General features: G+C 72.2%; 23 protein-coding genes. 11 read left to right on the top strand and 12 right to left on the bottom strand.

Translation table 11 applies throughout. The features are described from left to right. Positions 1–46: 46 nt before the first annotated feature. The 4 genes from AB0K17_RS28400 (at position 47) to AB0K17_RS28385 (ending at position 3,188) form a co-directional block, all read left to right on the top strand. Positions 47–1,561 carry a HAMP domain-containing sensor histidine kinase gene (locus tag AB0K17_RS28400; RefSeq protein WP_365969500.1) on the top strand — a complete coding sequence of 505 codons (1,515 nt, stop codon included), beginning with the start codon at positions 47–49 and terminating at the stop codon, positions 1,559–1,561. Beyond that, the gene (locus AB0K17_RS28395) at positions 1,558–2,190 is read left to right on the top strand and encodes a hypothetical protein (protein WP_365969499.1); all 633 of its coding nucleotides are present in this window, start codon (positions 1,558–1,560) and stop codon (positions 2,188–2,190) included. Before AB0K17_RS28400 ends, AB0K17_RS28395 begins: the two co-directional genes overlap by 4 nt. A 112-nt stretch (positions 2,191–2,302) precedes the next feature. After that, entirely contained in the window at positions 2,303–2,857 is a 555-nt protein-coding gene (locus AB0K17_RS28390) for a VanZ family protein (protein ID WP_365984729.1), read from the top strand. 112 nt (positions 2,858–2,969) lie between these two features. After that, entirely contained in the window at positions 2,970–3,188 is a 219-nt protein-coding gene (locus tag AB0K17_RS28385; protein ID WP_365969497.1) for a PspC domain-containing protein, read from the top strand. 153 nt (positions 3,189–3,341) lie between these two features. Here AB0K17_RS28385 and AB0K17_RS28380 read toward each other — a convergent pair whose 3' ends face one another. Both AB0K17_RS28380 and AB0K17_RS28375 read right to left on the bottom strand, forming a co-directional pair. Beyond that, on the bottom strand, positions 3,342–3,788 hold the full coding sequence (locus tag AB0K17_RS28380; RefSeq protein ID WP_365969496.1) for a hypothetical protein: 447 nt from the start codon (positions 3,786–3,788) through the stop codon (positions 3,342–3,344). Between the two features lie 170 nt (positions 3,789–3,958). Continuing rightward, entirely contained in the window at positions 3,959–5,113 is a 1,155-nt protein-coding gene (locus AB0K17_RS28375) for an adenosine deaminase (protein ID WP_365969495.1), read from the bottom strand. Between the two features lie 221 nt (positions 5,114–5,334). On the opposite strand from AB0K17_RS28375, the gene AB0K17_RS28370 reads away from it, so the two are divergent. Then, entirely contained in the window at positions 5,335–6,054 is a 720-nt protein-coding gene (locus tag AB0K17_RS28370) for an alpha/beta hydrolase (RefSeq protein WP_365984738.1), read from the top strand. Between the two features lie 187 nt (positions 6,055–6,241). Here AB0K17_RS28370 and AB0K17_RS28365 read toward each other — a convergent pair whose 3' ends face one another. Continuing rightward, the gene (locus tag AB0K17_RS28365; protein WP_365969494.1) at positions 6,242–7,273 is read right to left on the bottom strand and encodes a LysR substrate-binding domain-containing protein; all 1,032 of its coding nucleotides are present in this window, start codon (positions 7,271–7,273) and stop codon (positions 6,242–6,244) included. A 36-nt stretch (positions 7,274–7,309) separates the two neighbouring features. On the opposite strand from AB0K17_RS28365, the gene AB0K17_RS28360 reads away from it, so the two are divergent. Then, positions 7,310–8,614, top strand: coding sequence for an MFS transporter (locus tag AB0K17_RS28360; protein ID WP_365984728.1), 1,305 nt, complete (start codon positions 7,310–7,312; stop codon positions 8,612–8,614). Positions 8,615–8,643: 29 nt separating this feature from the next. Beyond that, entirely contained in the window at positions 8,644–9,189 is a 546-nt protein-coding gene (locus tag AB0K17_RS28355) for a DUF1697 domain-containing protein (protein WP_365984727.1), read from the top strand. Here AB0K17_RS28355 and AB0K17_RS28350 read toward each other — a convergent pair. The 4 genes from AB0K17_RS28350 to AB0K17_RS28335 form a co-directional block, all read right to left on the bottom strand. After that, positions 9,186–9,323: a hypothetical protein gene (locus tag AB0K17_RS28350; protein WP_365984726.1), complete on the bottom strand. Its 138-nt coding sequence runs from the start codon at positions 9,321–9,323 to the stop codon at positions 9,186–9,188. The genes AB0K17_RS28355 and AB0K17_RS28350 overlap by 4 nt on opposite strands. 156 nt (positions 9,324–9,479) lie before the next feature. After that, a complete protein-coding gene (locus AB0K17_RS28345; RefSeq protein ID WP_365984725.1) occupies positions 9,480–9,872 on the bottom strand; it encodes a hypothetical protein in 393 nt (130 codons plus the stop codon). A 130-nt stretch (positions 9,873–10,002) separates the two neighbouring features. Further along, positions 10,003–10,386, bottom strand: coding sequence for a DUF397 domain-containing protein (locus AB0K17_RS28340; protein ID WP_365984724.1), 384 nt, complete (start codon positions 10,384–10,386; stop codon positions 10,003–10,005). A gap of 8 nt (positions 10,387–10,394) precedes the next feature. Continuing rightward, positions 10,395–11,273 carry a helix-turn-helix transcriptional regulator gene (locus AB0K17_RS28335; RefSeq protein ID WP_365984723.1) on the bottom strand — a complete coding sequence of 293 codons (879 nt, stop codon included), beginning with the start codon at positions 11,271–11,273 and terminating at the stop codon, positions 10,395–10,397. Positions 11,274–11,497: 224 nt separating this feature from the next. Between AB0K17_RS28335 and AB0K17_RS28330 the strand changes: the two genes are divergently transcribed. Beyond that, entirely contained in the window at positions 11,498–12,064 is a 567-nt protein-coding gene (locus AB0K17_RS28330; protein ID WP_365984722.1) for an ATP-binding protein, read from the top strand. On the opposite strand, the gene AB0K17_RS28325 is transcribed toward AB0K17_RS28330, so the two are convergent. Beyond that, positions 12,044–13,126 carry a hypothetical protein gene (locus AB0K17_RS28325; protein ID WP_365984721.1) on the bottom strand — a complete coding sequence of 361 codons (1,083 nt, stop codon included), beginning with the start codon at positions 13,124–13,126 and terminating at the stop codon, positions 12,044–12,046. The genes AB0K17_RS28330 and AB0K17_RS28325 overlap by 21 nt on opposite strands. A gap of 471 nt (positions 13,127–13,597) precedes the next feature. On the opposite strand from AB0K17_RS28325, the gene AB0K17_RS28320 reads away from it, so the two are divergent. Next, on the top strand, positions 13,598–14,359 hold the full coding sequence (locus AB0K17_RS28320) for an SDR family oxidoreductase (protein WP_365984720.1): 762 nt from the start codon (positions 13,598–13,600) through the stop codon (positions 14,357–14,359). A gap of 36 nt (positions 14,360–14,395) precedes the next feature. Here AB0K17_RS28320 and AB0K17_RS28315 read toward each other — a convergent pair whose 3' ends face one another. Both AB0K17_RS28315 and AB0K17_RS28310 read right to left on the bottom strand, forming a co-directional pair. Further along, positions 14,396–14,794, bottom strand: coding sequence for a cupin (locus AB0K17_RS28315; RefSeq protein ID WP_365984719.1), 399 nt, complete (start codon positions 14,792–14,794; stop codon positions 14,396–14,398). Between the two features lie 33 nt (positions 14,795–14,827). Further along, complete coding sequence (locus tag AB0K17_RS28310) at positions 14,828–15,781, bottom strand: alpha/beta hydrolase (RefSeq protein WP_365984718.1); 954 nt, start codon at positions 15,779–15,781, stop codon at positions 14,828–14,830. 132 nt (positions 15,782–15,913) lie between these two features. Between AB0K17_RS28310 and AB0K17_RS28305 the strand changes: the two genes are divergently transcribed. Beyond that, positions 15,914–16,531: a TetR/AcrR family transcriptional regulator C-terminal domain-containing protein gene (locus tag AB0K17_RS28305; RefSeq protein ID WP_365984717.1), complete on the top strand. Its 618-nt coding sequence runs from the start codon at positions 15,914–15,916 to the stop codon at positions 16,529–16,531. Here the strand turns inward: AB0K17_RS28305 and AB0K17_RS28300 are convergent. Both AB0K17_RS28300 and AB0K17_RS28295 read right to left on the bottom strand, forming a co-directional pair. After that, positions 16,518–18,041, bottom strand: coding sequence for an oxidoreductase (locus AB0K17_RS28300; protein ID WP_365984716.1), 1,524 nt, complete (start codon positions 18,039–18,041; stop codon positions 16,518–16,520). The genes AB0K17_RS28305 and AB0K17_RS28300 overlap by 14 nt on opposite strands. 44 nt (positions 18,042–18,085) lie before the next feature. Next, entirely contained in the window at positions 18,086–18,499 is a 414-nt protein-coding gene (locus AB0K17_RS28295) for a hypothetical protein (protein ID WP_365984715.1), read from the bottom strand. 251 nt (positions 18,500–18,750) lie between these two features. Between AB0K17_RS28295 and AB0K17_RS28290 the strand changes: the two genes are divergently transcribed. Next, positions 18,751–19,647, top strand: a complete 897-nt coding sequence (locus AB0K17_RS28290; protein ID WP_365984714.1) for an XRE family transcriptional regulator — start codon at positions 18,751–18,753, stop codon at positions 19,645–19,647. Positions 19,648–19,937 lie beyond the last annotated feature (290 nt).

The raw sequence follows: 19,937 nt of genomic DNA, 5'->3' as shown, positions 1-19,937 counted from the left end.
GACAAAGGAGCCCGGTCGGGTGGGGGGCTGGGCGGCGGCCAGGAGGATGCCGAGGCCGAGCTTGCGGTGGATCAGCCTGCGGCTGCGCCTGATGCTCGTCTTCGCGCTGGTGGCGCTCGCCGCCGCGGTGTCGGCGTCGGGGATCGCGTACTGGCTCAACCGCGACGCCGTGCTCACGCGCACCCAGGACGCGGCCCTGGAGGACTTCCGCAAGTCGCTGCAGGACAACACCGGTTCGCTGCCGCTGTCGCCGACGTGCCCGGAGCTGCAGGAGGCCGCCGACCGGATGGCGGCGACCTCGCAGAAGTACGAGGTGCTGCTGATCGGCAAGGTCAAGGGCGGCCGGAGCTGCGCCGCGCCGTCGGACCGTGACCTGTTCACGCTGGCGACGGTGCCGAAGACGCTGGTGACGGCGGTCAACCGGGAGCGGAAGGTCACCGAGTCCAACCCGTACCCGTACCACCTGTACTGGCAGCGGATCACGCTGAACGGCAAGCCGTACCTCGTCGGCGGCGCCAAGGTCATCGGCGGCGGGCCGACCGGCTACCTGCTGAAGTCGCTGGAGAACGAGCGGGCCGACCTCAACTCGCTGGCCTGGTCGCTGGGCATCGCCACGGGCCTGGCCCTGATCGGCTCGGCCCTGCTGGCGCAGGCCGCGGCCTCCACGGTGCTGCGGCCCGTGCAGCGGCTGGGGGACGCCGCCCGCCGGCTCGGCGAGGGCAAGCTGGACACCCGGCTGCGGGTGTCGGGCACCGACGAGCTGGCCGACCTGTCGCGGACGTTCAACAGGACGGCCGAGTCGCTGCAGAAGCGCGTGGAGGACCTCAGCTCCCGCGAGGCCGCGAGCCGGCGCTTCGTCGCCGACATGTCGCACGAGCTGCGCACCCCGCTGACGGCCATCACGGCGGTGACGGAGGTACTGGAGGACGAGGCGGACTCGCTCGACCCGATGATCGCCCCCGCCGTGCAGCTCGTGGTCAGCGAGACCCGCCGCCTGAACGACCTCGTGGAGAACCTGATGGAGGTCACCCGCTTCGACGCGGGCACGGCCCGCCTGGTGCTGGACGACGTGGACGTCGCCGACCAGATCACCGCGTGCATCGACGCGCGCGCCTGGCTGGACGCGGTGGAGCTGGACGCCGAGCGCGGCACCATGGCCCGGCTCGACCCTCGCCGTCTGGACGTGATCCTCGCCAACCTCATCGGCAACGCCCTCAAGCACGGCGGCTCGCCGGTGCGGGTGTCGGTGCGCACCGACGAGCAGCAGGTCGTCATCGCCGTGCGCGACCACGGCCCCGGCATCCCCGAGGACGTCCTGCCGCACGTCTTCGACCGCTTCTACAAGGCCAGCGCCTCCCGGCCGCGCTCCGAGGGCAGCGGGCTGGGCCTGTCCATCGCGCTGGAGAACGCCCACATCCACGGCGGTGAGATCACCGCCGACAACTCCCCCGACGGCGGCGCCGTCTTCACCCTGACGCTGCCGCGCGACGCCTCCGGCATCGAGCCGGGCTCCGGTGACGGGGCGGGCGGCGGCGACCGCGCGGAAGGGGACGCACAGTGAGAACGGCAGCACGTGACGGCAGGAGCAGACCCGGCCGGGCCCTGGTGGCGGCCGGGGCCGCGCTCGGCGGGCTCGCCGTGCTCGCCGGCTGCGGCATCCGCGGCACGACCGTGCCCGTGGACGCGGGCAGCGCGCCCTCCCGGGCCACCTGCGTCGTCCCGCCGCACGACGGGCAGCAGCAGTCGGCCGCGCCGTCGAGCAGCGCCACGACCACGGTGCAGCTGGTGTGCACCTCGCAGCTGCTGCCGGTGACCCGGCAGGTGACCGTGCCCGAGGGCGGCGACCCGCTCGCCCTGGCCCGGACGCTGCTCGCCGAGCTCAAGCGGCAGCCCACGCCCGCCGAGGAGGAGGCCGGCTTCTCCACCGAGGTGCCCCGGGCGCTGGCCGTGAACGCGGCGCGCCGCGGCGACCCCGCCGGCACGCTGCGGCTGAGCAGCGAGCCGGACGACCTGCCGGCGGTGGCCCTGGCGCAGCTGGTGTGCACGTACGCGGGTACGCCCGCGGCCGACGGGCGCAGCACGGTGGCGCTGGGCGGACCGGGCGAGGAGCGGCCGCGCGGCTACGCCTGCACGGACGAGACGCGCACGCGCCCGGAGTCGGCGCGCGGCAGCGGCACGACCCTTCCCTGACGGCGCGCCCGGTACTCCCGGGCGCCTCTTGACGCCCCCCGTCGGCAACGGGCGCTGACTCTCCGTACCCGCACGCGGAACCGCGCGCCCCGCGTGCGGCGTCATGGGGGGCGTGCAGCGTCATGGCTACGGCGGTACGCCCGCCCTCCGATACCGCTACCGCGTGGCGGGCGGTGTCCTCCTGGCCGTTCATCTCCTGGTCCTCGGCTGGCTCGCGCTGCGTCCGCTGACCGCGCCGTGGGTGAGTGCGGCACACCTGGAGCCGCTGGCCACGATCCGCGCCGACCTGGCGCTGGGGCCGTGGGAGGCGACGCGGTCGATCGCGGCCGGGGTGCTGCCCTTCGCCCCGCTGGGGGTGCTGCTGCCGTGGGCGGGGGGCCGGGTCTCGGCGTCCGCGGTGGGGTCGCTGGCGCGCACGGTGTTCACGGCCGCGATGCTCTCGCTGATGCTGCAGGTGGTACGCAGCGGCGTGATGGGGCAGGTCCTGGACGTCGACGCGTTGTTGCTGAACGTGACGGGGGTGACGGTGGCGCACCTGGCGGTGGTGCCGGCGGTACGGGCGCGGCTCCGTCGCAGGGCCGAGGCGCGCCCGGCGCGTGCCCCCCGCCGGGAGGAGGCGGACCGGGGGCTGACCCCGACGATCCCCAGGGTCGGGATCGCCCCGTAGAGGGACGTTACGGCGGGGGTGCGGCCTTAGCGTTGAAGTGTCGGGAAGGCCACAGACGGCGAACCGTTCCCGCACCGCATGAGCACCGCGCCGCTACCCGAGGAGTCACGCCATGTCCCGCCCGCTGGTCCGTCCCCGCCACCACAGGATGATCGCCGGTGTCTGCGCCGGCCTGGCCGAGCGCTTCGGCATCTCCCGCACGACGATGCGGCTGATCTTCCTGCTGTCGTGCCTGCTGCCCGGCCCGCAGTTCGTGCTCTACATCGCGCTGTGGGTGCTCATCCCGTCCGAGGGCAGCCCGCGGGCCGCCGCGAGGGCGACCGACTGGTGAGGCGCCGGCGCCGTGCCGCCGGACAGCGCAATGGGCCGCGCATCCCGTGAAGGGTGCGCGGCCCATTGCGTGCCGTACGCGCCGGCCAAGCCGTCCATGTGCAGGTGTCGCTCCGACGGATCGCGTCGAGGTGCCCGTTCCCGATCCGGTCCGTCAGCGCACGGGGGTGTTGGGGGTGCCCAGGCCCGGCAGGGAGATGCCGTTGGGGGCGATGGCCTTGGTGGGCAGGGCGCCCAGCAGGCCGGCGTTGCCCTTGTTGTCGGCGGGTGCGTTGGCCGTGGCCGAGGCCTTCTCGTGGGTGCCGGTGAGCTTCTCGGCGGGACCGGTCAGCCTCTCGGTGCGCGGGTTCAGGGCCACGTCCGCGGCCCGGGCCGCCTGCTCCAGCACCCCTGACCTCACGGTGCGGTCGGTGGCCGAGGCGACCGGGCCGCCCGCGGGCAGCAGGGTGGCGGCCGTCTCCATGGGGAGGCCCTTGTATGCGCCGGTGGCCGTGGTCGTGAGGGACTCGAGCGTGCCGGCGGAGGCGGTACCCGCCGCGCCGACGGCGATGGCAACACCGGCGACTGCGACGCCGAGTGCCTTGAGAGATACCTGCTTCATCGGAATCCGTCCTCGTGTCGGAATGACGGGGGTGCAGGAAAGCTAGCCACCTTTCCCGCACCCCCGCAAACGACGACACGACCGAAGAGGCGGCCGGGAGAAGAATTCCCGGCCGCCTCTCCGCTATTTCCTGCCCGGCCGACCGCCCGGGCATTCCAGCAAATTGCTGGTCAGGCGCTCTCGACGATCGGCGTGCGGAACAGCCACTCCGACTTGAGCTCGGCGTAGCCGGGCTTGATGACCTCGTTGATCATGGCGAGACGTTCGTCGAATGGGATGAACGCCGACTTCATCGCATTGACGGTGAACCACTGCATGTCGTCCAGCGTGTAGCCGAACGCCTTGACCAGGTGCTCGAACTCCAGGCTCATGCTGGTGCCACTCATCAGACGATTATCGGTGTTCACGGTGAGCCGGAAATGCAGTTTCCGCAACAATCCGATGGGGTGCTCTTCGTACGAAGCGGCGGCGGCCGTCTGGAGATTGGAGGTGGGGCACATCTCCAGCGGAATGCGCTTGTCGCGCACATACGCGGCGAGGCGGCCCAGCTCGACCGAGCCGTCCTCCTTGACCTCGATGTCGTCGATGATGCGCACACCGTGGCCGAGCCGGTCGGCGCCGCACCACTGCAGGGCCTGCCAGATCGACGGCAGGCCGAAGGCCTCGCCGGCGTGGATGGTGAAGTGGTTGTTCTCCCGCTTGAGGTACTCGAAGGCGTCGAGGTGGCGGGTGGGAGGGAAGCCGGCCTCGGCGCCCGCGATGTCGAAGCCGACGACGCCCGAGTCGCGGTGCTTGTTGGCCAGTTCCGCGATCTCCAGGGCGCGTGCCGCGTGCCGCATGGCGGTGAGCAGGGCGCCGACGCGGATGCGGTGACCATGGGCGCGGGCACGCCGCTCGCCCTCGCGGAAGCCGTCGTTCACGGCCTCGACGACCTCGTCGAGGCTCAGACCGGCCTCCAGGTGCTGCTCGGGGGCGTAGCGCACCTCGGCGTAGACGACGCCGTCCTCGGCGAGGTCCTCGGCGCACTCGGCGGCCACGCGGAAGAGCGCCTCGCGGGTCTGCATCACGGCGCAGGTGTGCGCGAAGGTCTCCAGGTAGCGCTCGAGCGAGCCGGAGTCGGCCGCCTCGCGGAACCAGACGCCGAGCCGGTCGGCGTCGGTCTCGGGGAGCTTGTCGTAGCCGACGGCGTCGGCCAGTTCGATGACCGTGCCCGGGCGCAGGCCACCGTCGAGGTGATCGTGCAGCAGGACCTTGGGCGCGCGCCGGATCTGGTCGGGGGTGGGTCGGGACGCGGAGTGCGATGCGAACGGGGTCTCGGTCGTCATCTGCGCACTGTAGCCCCTACGCGCGTAGATGGCGGCGAACGATACGGAACGGTGACCCGTCGGCGGGGTGGACACCACCCGTCCTTCTGCCATGGTTGTCTGCCATGGTCCAGCAAGCGTTGCCGCAGCGAGACCCACGGGACCCTAAAGGCCCACAGACCTCACACGCCCCGGCGATCAGCCGCGAGGCCCCCGCCACCACGCCCCGCCTCGGCCCGCCCCTGGGCGCCGCCGGCCGGGTCGACGGCACGGTGCAGGGCGTGGCCCTGCTCCTGCCCGACGGCAGACCCACCGGCGAGCGCCGCCCCTCCCCCCTGGCCCTGCGCGCCCAGCGCCCCCTCGCCCGGCTGCTGGGCGGGGCCGCCGCGACCGAGGGGCTGGTCGCGCACGTCGTGCGCTACCGCCACCGCGGCTGGAACGGCTCCGCCGCGCACCCCGTCCGGGACGCCGAGTGGGCCGCGGACGAGGTGGTGCGGCGCTACGGCGACGTACCGGTGTGCCTCGTCGGTACGGGCATGGGCGCCCGCGCCGCCCTGCGCGCCGGCGGGCACGCGGCCGTCACCTCCGTGCTGGCCGTCGCGCCCTGGCTGCCCGAGCCCGACGCCCTCCTCGCCCCCGACCCCGTACGGCAGTTGACGGGCCGGTGCGTGCTGCTGGTGCACGGCACCAACGACGAGCGCACCGACCCCGACCTGTCGTACCGGCTCGCCGAGCGGGCCAAGAAGATCAACCGGCAGGTGTGCCGCTTCGAGGTGCACTCCGACGGCCACGCCCTGCGCCAGCACCGCGCCGAAGTCCTGGCGCTGGCCGCCGACTTCGTCCGGGGCTGCCTGCTGGGGCACCCCTACGCCCGCCCACTCGCGGACGCGCTGGCGGCCCCGCCGCCGCTGGGGCTGCGGATGCCGCTGGCGGCGGGCTTCGGGGAGTCCCTGCGGCACTGAAGCGCCCCGAAGGGGCGCGGGGAACTGCGCGACAAGCCACGACACACCCGCACAGGGAATGCTGCCCTCCGCCCAAGGCTGCGCGTCGACTGCGGGCCGTCGGTGGCCGATCGCGCAGTTCCCCGCGCCCCTTCGGGGCGCCGTGGTCGCCGCGTGACGAAGATCCGCCGGACGCGCCCAAGGGCGCTCACCTGTGCAGCAGGAGTTGCCCCCGCCGCGAGAGCAGGAACCGCTTGAACGCCGCGACCGGCGGCGTGTCGGGGTGCCCGTCCAGCCAGGCCACCCCGATCTCCCGCACCGCCCGCGGCGCGGTCACCGTCAGCTCGACGACCCCGGGCCGCGGCACCGCGGGCGGCGGCAGCAGCGCCACCCCCAGGCCGGCGGCCACCAGGCCGCGCAGCGTCTCCGGGTCCTCGCCCTCGAACGCCACCTTCGGCGAGAACCCGGCCTCCGCGCACAGCGCGTCGGTGATGCGCCGCAGCCCGTAGCCGGGTTCGAGGGTGACGAACAGTTCGGCGGCCGCCTCGGCCAGCCGGATGCGCTTGCGCACGGCCAGCGGATGGTCCTCCGGCACCACCAGCCGCAGCTTCTGCTCGTCCAGCCGGCGGGCGACGAGATCCGGCTCGTCCGGCACGGGCGAGGTCAGGCACAGGTCGAGGTCACCGGCCCGCAGCCGCTCGATCATCGCCTCGCCGTAGTTCTGCACGAGCTGGAAGCGCACACGCGGATGGTCGGCGCGGAAGGCGCGGATGAGTTCGGGTACGGTCTCCGAGCCCATGGTGTGCAGGAAGCCGAACGCGACCTTGCCGGCGGCCGGGTCGGCGTCCGCCCGTACGGTCTCGGCGGCGCGCTCCACCTCGTACAACGCCCGCTCGACGGTCGCGAGGAACGCGCGACCGGCAGCGGTCAGCGAGACCGTGCGCCCGTGCCGGGCGAACAGCGCCACGCCCAGGTCGGCCTCCAGCCGGGCCATCGACCGGCTCAGCGTCGACTGCGGCATGCCGAGCTGATGCGCGGCCCGGGTGACGTGCTCGTGCCGCGCCACCGCGGCGAACTGCGCCAGGCGCGGGGCCAGGGTCGCCGCCCAGGAGCCCTCCTCCAGCCCGGCCGTTGGCGTCACATCAAAGTTTTGGGTAACACTCCTGTTGCCAGTCGGTGACAGAGACGGCCGTGACCTGCGCTCATGCTCCACAGGAACGATTATGACGAGTCTGTGCATTGGACGCATCAGATGCTCCGTACATACGTTTGGGGCATGCCTCCTGCCGATATCAGGGCATCCGGCGCCGCTGTGCGTACGGGTGCCGCTGTCTCGCCGTCCCCTTCCTCTTCTTCCGATGCCGCCGACTCCCGGCTGGTGCCCGGCGACCGTGCCTACCGCCGGATGACGATCGCGCTCTTCGCCGCCGGCGTCGCGACCTTCGCCCTCCTCTACTCCACGCAGGCCCTGCTCCCGGCCGTCTCCACCGGCCTCGGCGTCACCGCCGACCAGGCCAGCTGGACCGTCTCCGCCGCGACCGCGGGCCTCGCCCTCGCCGTCATCCCGCTGAGCGCCCTCTCCGAGCGCCACGGCCGGCGCGCGACGATGACGGCCGCCCTGTGCGTCGCCGCCGCCCTCGGCCTGCTGGTCCCCCTCGCCCCCGACCTGGGCACCCTCACCGCACTGCGCGCGCTGCAGGGCGCGGCACTGGCCGGCGTGCCGGCCTCGGCAATGGCATACCTGGCGGAGGAAGTCCGCCCCAAGGCGCTGATCGGCGCCATCGGCCTGTTCGTGGCCGGCAACTCCATCGGCGGCATGTCCGGCCGCATCCTCGCCGGCTGGGTCGCCCAGGCCTGGGGCTGGCGCGCGGGCCTGGCCGCCGTGGGCGCGCTCGCCGTGGTCTGCGCCGTCGCCTTCCGCGTACTGATCCCCAAGGCCCGCCACTTCACGCCCACCACGGTCTCCGCGCGCTCCCTCGGCCGTACGCTGCGCACCCACCTCTCCGACCCGCTGCTGTGCCGCCTCTACGCGATCGGCGCGCTGTTCATGACCGTCTTCGGCGCGGTCTACACGGTGATCGGTTACCGCCTGGCCGGGGAGCCCTTCTCCCTCCCGCAGGGCGTCGTCGGCTCCGTCTTCCTCGTCTACCTGGTCGGCACCGTCTCCTCGGCCGCCGCCGGCAAGCTCGTCGGCCGTCTCGGGCGGCGCGGCGCGCTCTACCTCGCCGTCGGCACCACGGCCACCGGCCTGCTGCTGACCGTCTCCACCTCCCTCCTCGCGGTGCTCGCCGGCCTCGTGCTCATCACGGCGGGCTTCTTCGCCGGCCACGCCGTCGCCTCCTCCGCCGTCTCCCGCACGGCGAAGACGGGCCGCGCCCAGGCCTCGGCGCTCTACCAGATGGCCTACTACATCGGCAGCTCCGTGGGCGGCACCCTCGGCGCCCTCGCCTTCGGCGCGGGCGGCTGGGACGGCACGGTCGTCCTCGGCCTCGCGGCGATGGTCGCGGCCGCGTCGATCACCCTGTACGCGACCCGCCGCGCGGTCGCCGAGCGCCGCATCCCGGTGACGGCTCGGCGGTGATGTCAGTGCCCCGCCGTACGGTGGGGCCCATGGCAACCAAGGCGTACGCGGCCCTCCTGCGCGGCATCAACGTGGGCGGCCACAAGAAGGTCCCGATGGCCGAGCTGCGCTCCCTGCTGGAGCAGCTCGGCCACGGCGACGTCCGCACGTACCTGCAGAGCGGCAACGCGGTCTTCACGAGCCCGCAGCCGGACGAGGACGTACTGGCGGCCCAGCTGCGCGAGGCCCTCGCAACCCACTTCGGCTTCCCCGTGGACGTCATCGTCCGCGACCACGCGTACCTGGCAGCCGTGGCGGCGGCATGCCCCTTCCCCGCGGCGGAGCTGGAGGGACGCCAACTGCACGTGACGTACTTCGCCGAGCCGGTGCCGCAGTTGGCGGTGGAACGCTCCGACTTCCTCCCGGAGGACTTCGCCCTCGGCGACCGGGCCCTGTACCTCTACACCCCCGACGGCCTGGGCCGCTCCCCCCTGGGCGACACCCTGGGCCGGGCGGTGGCCAGAACGGGCGCCCTGGCCACGAGCCGCAACTGGAACACGGTCGTGAAACTGACGGCGATGACGGCGCAGCGCTAGGGCCGGTCGTACCCGATGACGCCCGCGGCCAGCTCCTCCGCCGTGATCTCCGTGGCCCACCCCTCGGGCGGCTCGGAGTACGGCGAACACGCGCCGCACGCCCCACAGGCCCACCGGCCGTAGATGCCGTGCACGTCGGCACCGCACCCCGTGCACGAGTGAGTGGTGTAGTACGGAATCCCCTCCACGCGCCCCGCCTCCCGTGCTCGTACCCGCGCTGCGGCCATCGCGCTCCGAGCATGACAGCACCCGCAGCTCCCGCGCCGCGCATCACCCGAATGGGAAGGCGGCTAGCGGACGACCCTGTAACTGAGGCCCGGATAGGAAAGGTTCCCCCAGTGCAGACTGCCGAGCGCGAAGTACACGTCACCGGAGTGCCCGGGAAGCCCGGGGCGGCAGTCGCGGTTGAAGTAGACGTTGATGTCCGCGGTGGTGAAGTTGACTGCTGAGGCAGCCGGTTCGGGGAGGTTCTTGCATTCGGTGTCGCCGATGTCGACCGGCATCCGTCTACCGGTGAGATCACTCCCGGTGGAGAAGTACGCCACGGGGGCGTGGGGCAGATCGACCGCGCCAGCGGGCTGGGCGAGGCCGAGGCCCGCCAGTAAGGCGGCCGCGGAAAGGGCAACTACGCGCATCGGCACCTCCGTTGCACCGTCAACCAACGTGCCGACGTCAGCTTCCACGACCGGAGGCACTGTCCGGTATGCCATATCCGGCCGAAGCCGCCGGCAGCGTGCCCGAACCGGGGGCCGGGCGAAGCCCGGTACTTCCTCTGCGGGCGCGTCGTGGCTCGTCGCGCAGTTCCCCGCGCCCCTACGGGGCGCCGTGGGCGCCCCCAGCCTTGACGGTGCGCAGGAGGGCGGCGAGGGCGGTGGGGTGCACGGCTATGACGACGCCGGGATCGTCGCTCTCGCGGAGGCGTAACCTTCCGCCGGGGGCGTAAGCCGCCTCCAGGCATTCGCCGTTCCCCCCACCGCTGAACGACGACTTCCGCCATCTCGGGCCACCCACCCGCCCGGACCCGGCCTTGAGGGTACGAAGAAGAGCCGCGAGGGTGGTTGAGGATACAGATATGACGACGGCTGGGTCATCGCTCTCCCGGAGGTGTATGAGGCGACAGGGTAAGGCTGCAGCCTCGACGCATTCATTGTTGGCTCCGGTGCTGAACGAGGACTTGAGCCACTTGAGCTCGGGCATCTGACCACCTACCGCAGTTCGTAGAGAAGGTGCTGGATCAGGCTCAGGGAGTCGCAGGCACCCTGAGCCTCCGGAGCAGCCGCAGGATCGATCGGAGCCAGCGCCAGGGAAGCCAGCTTCTCGAACAGCTTGTCGTATTCGGCAACACGATCGCCATCCCCGATGAACTCGGCGCTGCTCGGATGCTCCCGGTAGAGCGTGTCCAGCTGTGGTGTCGGCCCGCAGAAGAGGCTGAAGGAACGGCCATGAGGCGAATAGGGGCCTCTTTCGAATGGGAAGATCTGCACTGTCACATGCGCCAGACGCGCCACCTCGACGAGGCGCAGCAACTGCTTGCGCATGATCGCCGGCGTTCCGACCCGGATCCGAAGCGCCGATTCATGGATCACGGCGTGATATCCGCTGAGATCGTTCAGCACCTGTTGCCTGTCCAGCCTGAACTGCACCCAGCGTTCGAGGTGCGGATGATCGCCGTCGATGCTCGCGATCACGGCTCGCGCGTAGTCCGCGGTCTGCAGCATGCCGGGAATGGCCGAGGGCTCGTGCACACGGATGCTCTCGGCCCGGGACTCGAGTTCCGCCAGATCCAGGGCCCGGCGCGCCAGTACGTCACCGTACTCGTCCCACCAGCCCTTGCCCCGGTCGTGGGCCATGGCCATCAGCGCGTCGAAGAACGGGCCGTCCTCGCAGCCGTAAGCCCGTAGCAACTTGTACATGCCGTTGCGGGGGACGTCCACGCGGCCGGCCTCGATGTGGCTCACGCGCGAGCGGTCCGCATCGATGAGCGCCGCCACGTCGTCGCCCGACAACCGCGCCTTCATACGCAGCTTTCGAAGCTCCGCGCCCAAGCGGCGCTGTCGTTCGGTGGGTGTGGTTCTCGGCGGCATCGGCTTCCTCCCTGGGACGTGCGCTGCAGTCTGGCCGCCGCACACGGAGCGATCCACCGGCTTGTTCGAAAGTCACCCTTGCGGGCGGTCTTCCCTGTACACAGTTGGAACCGCTCCACCAGTGCCCGTAGCGTCGACGACGCGGAAGTGCACCCGGCCACAAGCGACTTGGCGCGGGCAACGACACCGCGAGGCCACCCCTCCCCCGGACCAGGAGACGCACCATGCCGGACTGCTCCCTCGTCTTCCCGCCCCACCCCGCATGGGTGCGGACCGCGCGCGAGGCCGTGCGCACCCTCCTCACCGCCGCGCACCGCACCGATCTTGCAGAAACCGCGATGGCCCTCACCTCCGAAGCGGTGACAAACGCCGTCAACGCGTGCCGGGACGGCAACTGCACCACCCCCGTCACACTCAGCGTCGAATGGGCGGATCCGCACCACATCCGCGTGCTGGTGCACGACACCGCCCCCGGCCTACCAGCCCTGCGCCCGGCCGTCGCACCCGAGGACGAATCAGGACGGGGACTGTTGCTGATCGACCGCAGGGCGCAGGCGTGGGGCGTGTCCGCGGACGGCCCGGGCGGGGGCAAGTCGACGTGGTTCGTCCTGGGCGGCGGGCCGCCCACACGGACGTACCGCTCACCAATCGACTGCCCGGACTGCACGACTCTGGAAGCGGCACGCCGCAAGGCCACCGCAGCTGGTGACCGCACCCGGATCGAGGACACGACGGTGGCCGTGCGCAGTCACTTCCGGGACGCGCACCTGCTACCGCGGTGGATGCGGTGATTCCGCGAGGCGCACCGTCTGCGCGGCGTGCGGACAGCCGATGGCGTTCATCACGGCCAGGCCCTGGTCGTCGACGAACTTGGTGAACACCTGCTGCGCGTACCCGAAGATCAGGGCCCAGGCGATGATCTGCGCGGAGGAGTCCAGGGCGCTGAGGCCGGGCACGAAGTCGCCGCGCATCAGCAACAGGCCCAGGACCGCGGTCAGCGCTCCCATCGGGAGCTTCAGCAGGGCCAGCGCCACCGGCACGTTGTACGGGGCGGATGTTCCCCGGATGTGGCGCAAGGACAGCGCGGCGGCCACGGAAGCCGCCACCGTTCCGGTCATTTCCACCACGGGGTAGTCCCAGGTGGACGCGGCCCTGCCGAAGGCGACGTCGAGATCCCGCGCGTTCGAGGGGGGTTCCATGCCGGTCGGGCAGACGATGCCGATGCCTTCCGGCCGGAAGCACAGTGGCACCACGTCCGGCGCCCAGACGCCGAGCACCGCGACCGTGACCGCCATCACCGCCAGCCCGAGACTGACCATCAGCACGATGCGGACGAAGCTCAGTGCGCGGAGCTTCTCGCGCTGCAGCGCCTGCTGGGCGGTGACCACCGCGCCGACGAGTGCCGCACGCTGGGCCGGGGTGAGGGGGGCGTCGCGTACTTCCTGCGCGATCTCCTCGACTCGTTTCCGCCGTTCGTCGGCTATCGGCAACTGCTCCCGTACGACGGCCACGAGGCCGGGCATGAGGGCCTGGACGTCGGCGAGCGGCGCCAGCCGCAGCAGCAGGCTGTAGGCCGCGTCGATGTGGACGTTCGCGACGGCCAGGTGTTTGTTCGGCCGGTGACCGGGGTGGGTGCCGTGTCCCAGGGCGTCCTCCGCCGCCTGGAGTTCGCAGAACGCCTCGTCCGCCAGCGCGGGGGCCGCGGACCTCACCCCCGGGTCGGCGTCGTCGAGCGCCCTGCCCTTCGCGACATGAACGCGCGCACGCAGTTCGCCGATGCGCGAGCGGGCTCCTTCGCGGAGCTCCCAGGTGCCCTTCTCGTAGCGGCGCTGATGATGAGGGTTCCCGGCCATACCGGCGAATATCGCCGATCCAGGCAGCAGGGGCGGCCCTGATACCTCCTGATTAATCCCATTGGTCCACAGCGACTGCCGTCAGCCGGACGCCCGGCCACGTAGACACCTGACACGAGCGGAGCGTCTCCACCGGCGTCAGCCACATCGCGGCAGCAGCCGGCTCCCCCTCAGCCACGACGCCACGGCGCGATCTCCTCACGCACCCCCACCCCGCGACGGCACGAGAACGGCGGCCGGCTCCAAGCCCGCCCGCAGACCGCACACAAACCCCGGCCCCCACCCCTCCCCTCGTAGCCGGCCAAAGCTCTGACCCGCACCAGCCCACGGACAGGAACCCGCCCCGGACAGACACCTGCCTGGTGGTGGCACCACCAGCACAACCGCCGTCCTGTTTACCCGAGCTCCCACCCCGCAGAGTGGAACCCACCCCAACCCCACTCCACTCCACTCCACTCCCCAGGAGCCCCCATGAGCTACGCCGCCCTCGCCGGACGTACCGCCGTCGTCACCGGAGCCGCCAGCGGCATGGGTGAGGCCACCGCCCGCCTGCTGGCCGCCGACGGTGCGCGCGTGGCGCTGCTGTCCCGCCGCCGCGACCGGCTCGACGACCTCGCCGCGAAGATCGTCGCCGACGGCGGTCAGGCCCTCGTCGTCCCCGTGGACGTCACCGACCAGGCGTCCGTCGACGCGGCGGTCGCCGCCGTCCACGAGGCGTACGGTCCCGCCGACCTCGTGGTCAACAACGCCGGCGTCATGCTGCCGAACCCGATCGACAACGGTCGCGTCGACGAGTGGACGCGGATGATCGACACCAACATCACCGGCGCCCTGCGCATCATCCGCGCCTTCACCGCCGACCTCGTCGCCGCGGCCGCGGAGGGCCGTACCGCCGACCTGGTCAACGTCTCCTCGATCGCCGCGCACCTGACGTTCCCGAACTACGCGGTGTACAGCGCCACGAAGGCCGCCCTGACCCACCTGTCGGCCATGCTCCGCACGGAGCTGGGCCCGCGCGATGTCCGCATCACCAACATCGAGCCGGGCATGACCGACACGGAGCTGGGCGGGCACATGGACAACGCGGCGCTCGCCGAGGAGCTGCGAGGGCTGCAGGAGGCGGTCGGCAAGCTGTCGTCCGACGAGATCGCCGACGTCATCGGCTTCGTCACGAGCCGCCCCCGGCACGTGAACCTGCGCCAGGTGATGGTCCTCCCGACCCGGCAGGCATAGCGCCCCGTTGGGGCGCGGGTGCGCGGGCCCCTTCGGTCACCCAGTCCGTTCCTCCAGGCGGCTGCCCTGCGGCAGGGTGACGCTGAGGATGTCGCCGGGGGTGACGAGTTCGATGCGGTGCCAGCGTCCGCGCGGCACGATGGCCGCCTTTCCGGCCGCCAACTCGACGACCTCCTCCTCCACTTCCCCTTCCCCTTCCGCCCCCTCCGGCCGGAAACAGAGACGTATCCCGCCGGTGAGGCAGGAGACGACCTCATCCGCCTCGGGGTGAATCTCCCAGTGATCCGCGTGGAGATCGGCATCGGTGGCGACGTGGAACGCCATCACCTGCCAGCCGTCCCGCTCCGGGTCGAAGGTCGGCTGCTCGGCATGCACCCGGCCGTCGGGGCGGAGGTGCAGAAAGGACTCGAAGAGATCGATCGCCGTGACGGACATGTGCGGTTTCTCCTCCTTCAGGCCCCGGCTTCTTCAGGCCAGGGCACGGCGCAGCACTGCGCCGAGCTCGTCGATCTGCCGGCAGGACACCGCGGCGGAGACCGCCGCCTGTGACCCGTGGAAGGTGCCGGCCCACTGGTGCAGGTCGACGGGGACGCCCGCCCGCAGCAGCCGCACCGCGTACTCGATGGCCTCGTCGCGGTTCGGGTCGAACTGCGCGGTGGCGATGTGGGCGGCCGGCAGGTCGCGCAGGTCGGTGGCCCGCGCCGGGGCGGCGTACGGCGGGACGGGGTCCGCATCCGTTCTCGGGCCCAGGTAGTGCCGCCACGATGCGGCGGCCTTCTCGCGCGTCATGAACGGCGTTGCGGTGAAGTGCCGCGCGGACCACGTCTGCTGACGGTCGTCGAGCGCGGGCTGGTTGAGCAGCTGGAAGCGGATCCGTGGGCCCTGCCGGTCGCGTGCCCGCAGCGCGGCGGCGGCCGCGAGTGTCGCGCCGGCGCCGTGGCCGCCGATGGCGATGCGCGCCGGGTCGATGCCGAGTTCGGCGGCGTGGCCTGCCGCCCAGGCCAGCGCCGCACAGGTGTCGTCCAGGGCGGCCGGATAGGGGTGCTCCGGGGCACGGCGGTAGCCCACGGAGATCACCACGGCGCCGGAGCCCTGGGCGATCCGGACGGCCCATGGGTGCTCGGTGTCGAGGTCGCCCATGACGAATCCGCCGCCGTGCAGCCAGAGGATCGCGCCCCGGGCCCCGTGCGGCCGGTAGATCCGCACCGCCACCGGCACCTGCGCGTCCGCGGCCACCGTGCGCTCTTCGATCTCCAAGCCGGTGGTGTCGGGTGCGGGCGCGGCGGCGGCCAGCCGGGCGAGGCCCTCGCGCGCGGCGACGGGATCGCTCAGGTCGGCCCGGGGAAATGCCGGGAGAGCGGCTTCCAGTTCGGGATCGAGGCCGAATAACCGCGTACTCGCCGTTGCGATCGGTTGGTTCATTGCGCCCCTCCCTGAAGCGAACGAATGTGAACGTTGTTCACGGTGAACGACGTTCACGCTAGGGATAGGGTGTACCCCTGTCAAGCCGACCGGGAAGCCGACCGAGAAGAACGAGAGGAAGGGATCGCGCGCATGCTGCGCCGGGCCAACGTCGTCACCGGGGCCCTCGACCTCCTCGACACCGAGGGGCTCGACGGCCTGACCATGCGCAAGCTCGGCGTCGCACTCGACGTCCAAGCCGGCGCGCTCTACCGCCACTTCCCCAACAAGGAGGCGCTTCTCGACGCGATGGCCGACCGGCTGCTGGAAGGGGTCGACGCGCCGCTGCCCCCCGGCCTCCCCTGGCCCGATCAGCTGGAACTCCTGGGCGAACGGCTGCACACGGCGCTGCTCAGCCGCCGCGACGGCGCCCGGGTGGTCTCCGGGACCTTCGCCCCCGGACCGCACACGATGGCCGCGAGCCGGCGTGCGGCACAGGTGCTCGCCGAGGCCGGATTCCCGCCGGAGCGCGCCTGGGAGATCACCTTCGCCGTGTTCTACTTCATCCTCGGCCACACCATCGAGGAACAGGCCCAGGCCCGCATGCCGGCCGCCGACAACTGGACGGAACGCCTGGCGGCCGCCGGACTGGACACCGACGACCCGCTGGCAACAGGGCTGAGGAAACTGGCCGCCGCCGACCCCGGCGAGCGGTTCTCGTACGGCCTGCGCGTCTTCATTGCCGGAGTGCAGTCACTCAGCTCCTGCTGAGGGTCCGGGTCACGCCCGAGACCACCGCTGTGGTCAGGATCCAGCCCGCGGCGACCAGCGCGTTGGCCAGCCACCGGCAGGTGCCGTCCGTCCAGTACCAGGCGTTGCGCTGGCCCAGGCCGCCGATGGGGACGAGCAGGTCGACGGTGTAGACGACGGCGTGGAACGGGCCGCCCTCCCCCGGCTTCACGGGAGCCGGGGTGTGCGTTCCGAAGACGATCGCGCCGAGGAGGGTGAGCGCGGCGAGCCACAGGCCCGCCTTCCACGGCCGGTAGCCGTAGCCCACGGTGACGTCGAGGATCCGGCTCCACACCCTGCCGCCCGGGTGCAGGGTGCGGCGGCGGTGTCGCTGCTTGGCGACGAGGACGCGCCGGGCATGGTCGTCGTGCCCTATCTGCCGGTACCAGCGCGCGAGTTGCTCGTACACCTGCGGGACGTAGCCGGGGTTGCGGCGGATCCAGGCGAGGCGGCGCCGGACGTCGTCCGGTCGCCCGGACCCGGCGTCGACGGAGCCGTAGACCAGGCCGTCCAGCCGTACGTCCTGCGGCCAGCTGTCTTCGCCGTCCCGGAGCGTGGTCACCTGAGCGCCGCGCAGGTCCACGGTCCCGGCGGGCGGGGTCGCGGGCGTGAAGGCGAGGTCCTCGGCGTGCATCCGGGCGCACACGACGGTGTCGACGGCGTCGAGCGTCGCGCCGTCGAAGGTGAGGAGATCGGACACGCGGACGCCGCGCAGGCTCATGGCGCCGAGGGCGGTGAAGCCCTGGGAGCAGTCGAGCGTCGTGGTCGTCATCATGTCGGCGGTGAGGGCGCTGCCGCCCGGGTTGGCGAGGTGTGCGCCCTGCAGGAAGAGGCCGCCGGAGAGCCGGGCGCCCAGCAGGCGGACCTCGCCGTGTGCGGTGAATCCGTTCCTGCAGAAGACACCGCCCTCGGCGACGAGACCGCCGGCCGCCACGGCCAGTCCTCCGGGCGCGTCGATGTGCGTGCCGTTGAGCAGCACCTCGCCGTGCACGTGGGCGTGGTTGAGCTGCAGGGAGGTCACCCGGCCCCGCAGGCGCGAGAGGGGTCCGCCGTCCAGTAATGAGCGCTGCAGGTCGAGGCGGCCCTGGATGCGCGCGGAGCCGGCCATGAGGCCGGGGATCCGGCAGCCCCTCATGGCCACGACCGCTGTCGAGGCTCCGAAGAGGTCCACTTCGCGTTCGAGCCAGCAGTCGTCGAGGCCGAGGAGGTGGTCGATCTGTGCGCCGGCCAGGTACAGCTGTCCGGTGATGCGCGCACCGGACAGCCGCACTGCGGGTACGGCGCCGGACCCGTCGGTGTTCGCCCCCAGCAGCAGGGCGGCCACGACGGCCGCCCGGACCGTACGCTCCGGCCCCCACTGCGCTCCCCCGTCGGCGCGGTCGGCGGCACGGCCGGCGCCGGTCGCCCCGGCCCGCAGGTCCACCGGGCGCCCTTCGGGGAAGGCGTTCCACAGCTCCCGTTCGGGCGCCGTCAGCTCCTCGTACGTCAGCATGCGGCGCAGCGTAGTGACGGCCCGGCCGGAAGGACCCCGGCCGGTTACTTGTAGATCCCCACCGGCGTACCGCACTTCCACACCGAGCCGCCTCTGGAGTTGACCCAGGAGCAGACGGTGATCGTGCCGGAGATGAAGACCCCGCCGTAGGGAGCGGCAACGTTGTAAGTGTGCGACTTGCCGTTGTTGACAGCAGGGTCGAGGTAGTAGTTGTAGGGACCTTCCGAGCTCTGGATGGCCACGAACGCCTGCGACTGTCCCCGGTGCGCGCCGAAGTCCTTCAGCGTGCCGTAGACCTTCACCTTCTCGTTCGTGACGTAGTAGGAGCCGGTGAACCGGGCGTCCGCGCTGGAGGCGTTGGCGCCGACCGCGTGGGCGGTGCCGGTGGCGGTCAGGGCGAGGGCGCCGACGGTGGCCGCGACCGCGGCCGTCCTGCCGATGGTTGCCAGACGGAACATCGCTTGCTTCCTCCCCATAGGTGGCGGTCTTGCTGTGTGACAGCAGCCTGTTGACGGTCCCGGGGCGACGGCAACGCCAGGACGGTGTCCCGGACCGATCGCCGCTGTCCGGCCTGGCCGGACAGCTGTCCGGAGCCGATCCGGACGGAACGGTTGCCCTATGGCATGCCCACAGCAACCATGGGGACATGGGGAGCCAGGGGGAGCCGGCCCCGCCGGATGCGCGGGATGCGCGGGATGCTGCCGCATTCATGGCATTACTACGACAACTGAAGGACGAATCCGGGCTGACCTACCGGCAGTTGGAGGCTCGTGCCGCCGACGGCGGGGACGTGCTGCCGCGCAGCACACTCGCCGATGTGCTGCGGCAGGACGCGCTGCCGCGGGCCGAGCTGCTGGCGGCGTTCGTCCGCGCGTGCGGGCAGGGGGACCGCGTACAGGAGTGGCTGGCGGCGCGGGAGCGGCTCGCCTCACAGCAGGGACCCCCGCCGTCCCCGTCCCCGCAACCTCCCGGACGGCGCCGCATCACCCGGTACGGCCGGGCCCTGGGCGTCCTGCTGGTGCTGCTGGCCCTGGTGAGCGGCGGCACGTACCTGGCGATGGACCGGACGGGCGGCGACCACGGCCGGCCGAGGCGCACCGCCGCCTCCGGCACTCCGCCCGCCCCCGCACCCTCCCCCGGCACGTACCGCATCCGTGCGGCCGTCTCGTCCCTGTGCCTGTCCGAGCGGGACGGTCAGGACGCGGGGAACGTCTACCAGGCGGACTGCCGCAGCAGCGTCCCGACATACGCGCTGGAGGAGGCGGACGGCGGGACGTACCGGATCCGCAGCCTGCACCCCGTCTTCGGCTACGGGTGCCTGGGCGTGCAGAACGGCAGCGCGAAGGGGGGCGCGCAGATGATGGACGACTACTGCGGTCACCGCGGCACCGCCGAGAGCTTCCGCCTGCGGCGGGAGGGGACGCCGGCGGGCGGGTACCGCGTCATGCCGCTGCACACGGGGGCGTGCCTGTCGGTGCCCGGCGGCTCGAAGCAGCAGTGGGCGCCGGTGCTGCAGTTGCCGTGCGCCGCCGGGGATGCGGGGCAGGTCTTCCACTTCGACCCGGTCGCCTCCCCGCACCCGATCCCGACGATCAGCCGCCACTAGGCCGTGCCCGGCGGATCTTCGTCACGCGCCACCACGGCGCCCCGTAGGGGCGCGGGGCCCTTGTCGATGTGCGGCTGCCACCGCGTGGGTGCCACAAGCCACGACGTGCCCGCAGATTGCCCGGTCTCCGGGGTGGCGTGTCAGCTGCGGGCGGTCGCCGGCTTGTCGCGCAGTTCCCCGCGCCCCTGACGGGGCGCCTAGGTGTGTTGTCCCGGCAGGTTGGTGACACGGCTGGCGGGTGTTTGGCCTGCGATGCCGGTGTGGGGTCGGTGGTAGTTGTACCAGTCCAG

Origin of the sequence: Streptomyces sp. NPDC049585 (genome assembly GCF_040675615.1) — a bacterium.
Taxonomy (GTDB): Bacteria; Actinomycetota; Actinomycetes; order Streptomycetales; family Streptomycetaceae; genus Streptomyces; species Streptomyces luteosporeus.
The sequence above is the reverse complement of the archived record's forward strand: the minus strand, read 5'-3'. Positions and strand labels throughout refer to the sequence as shown.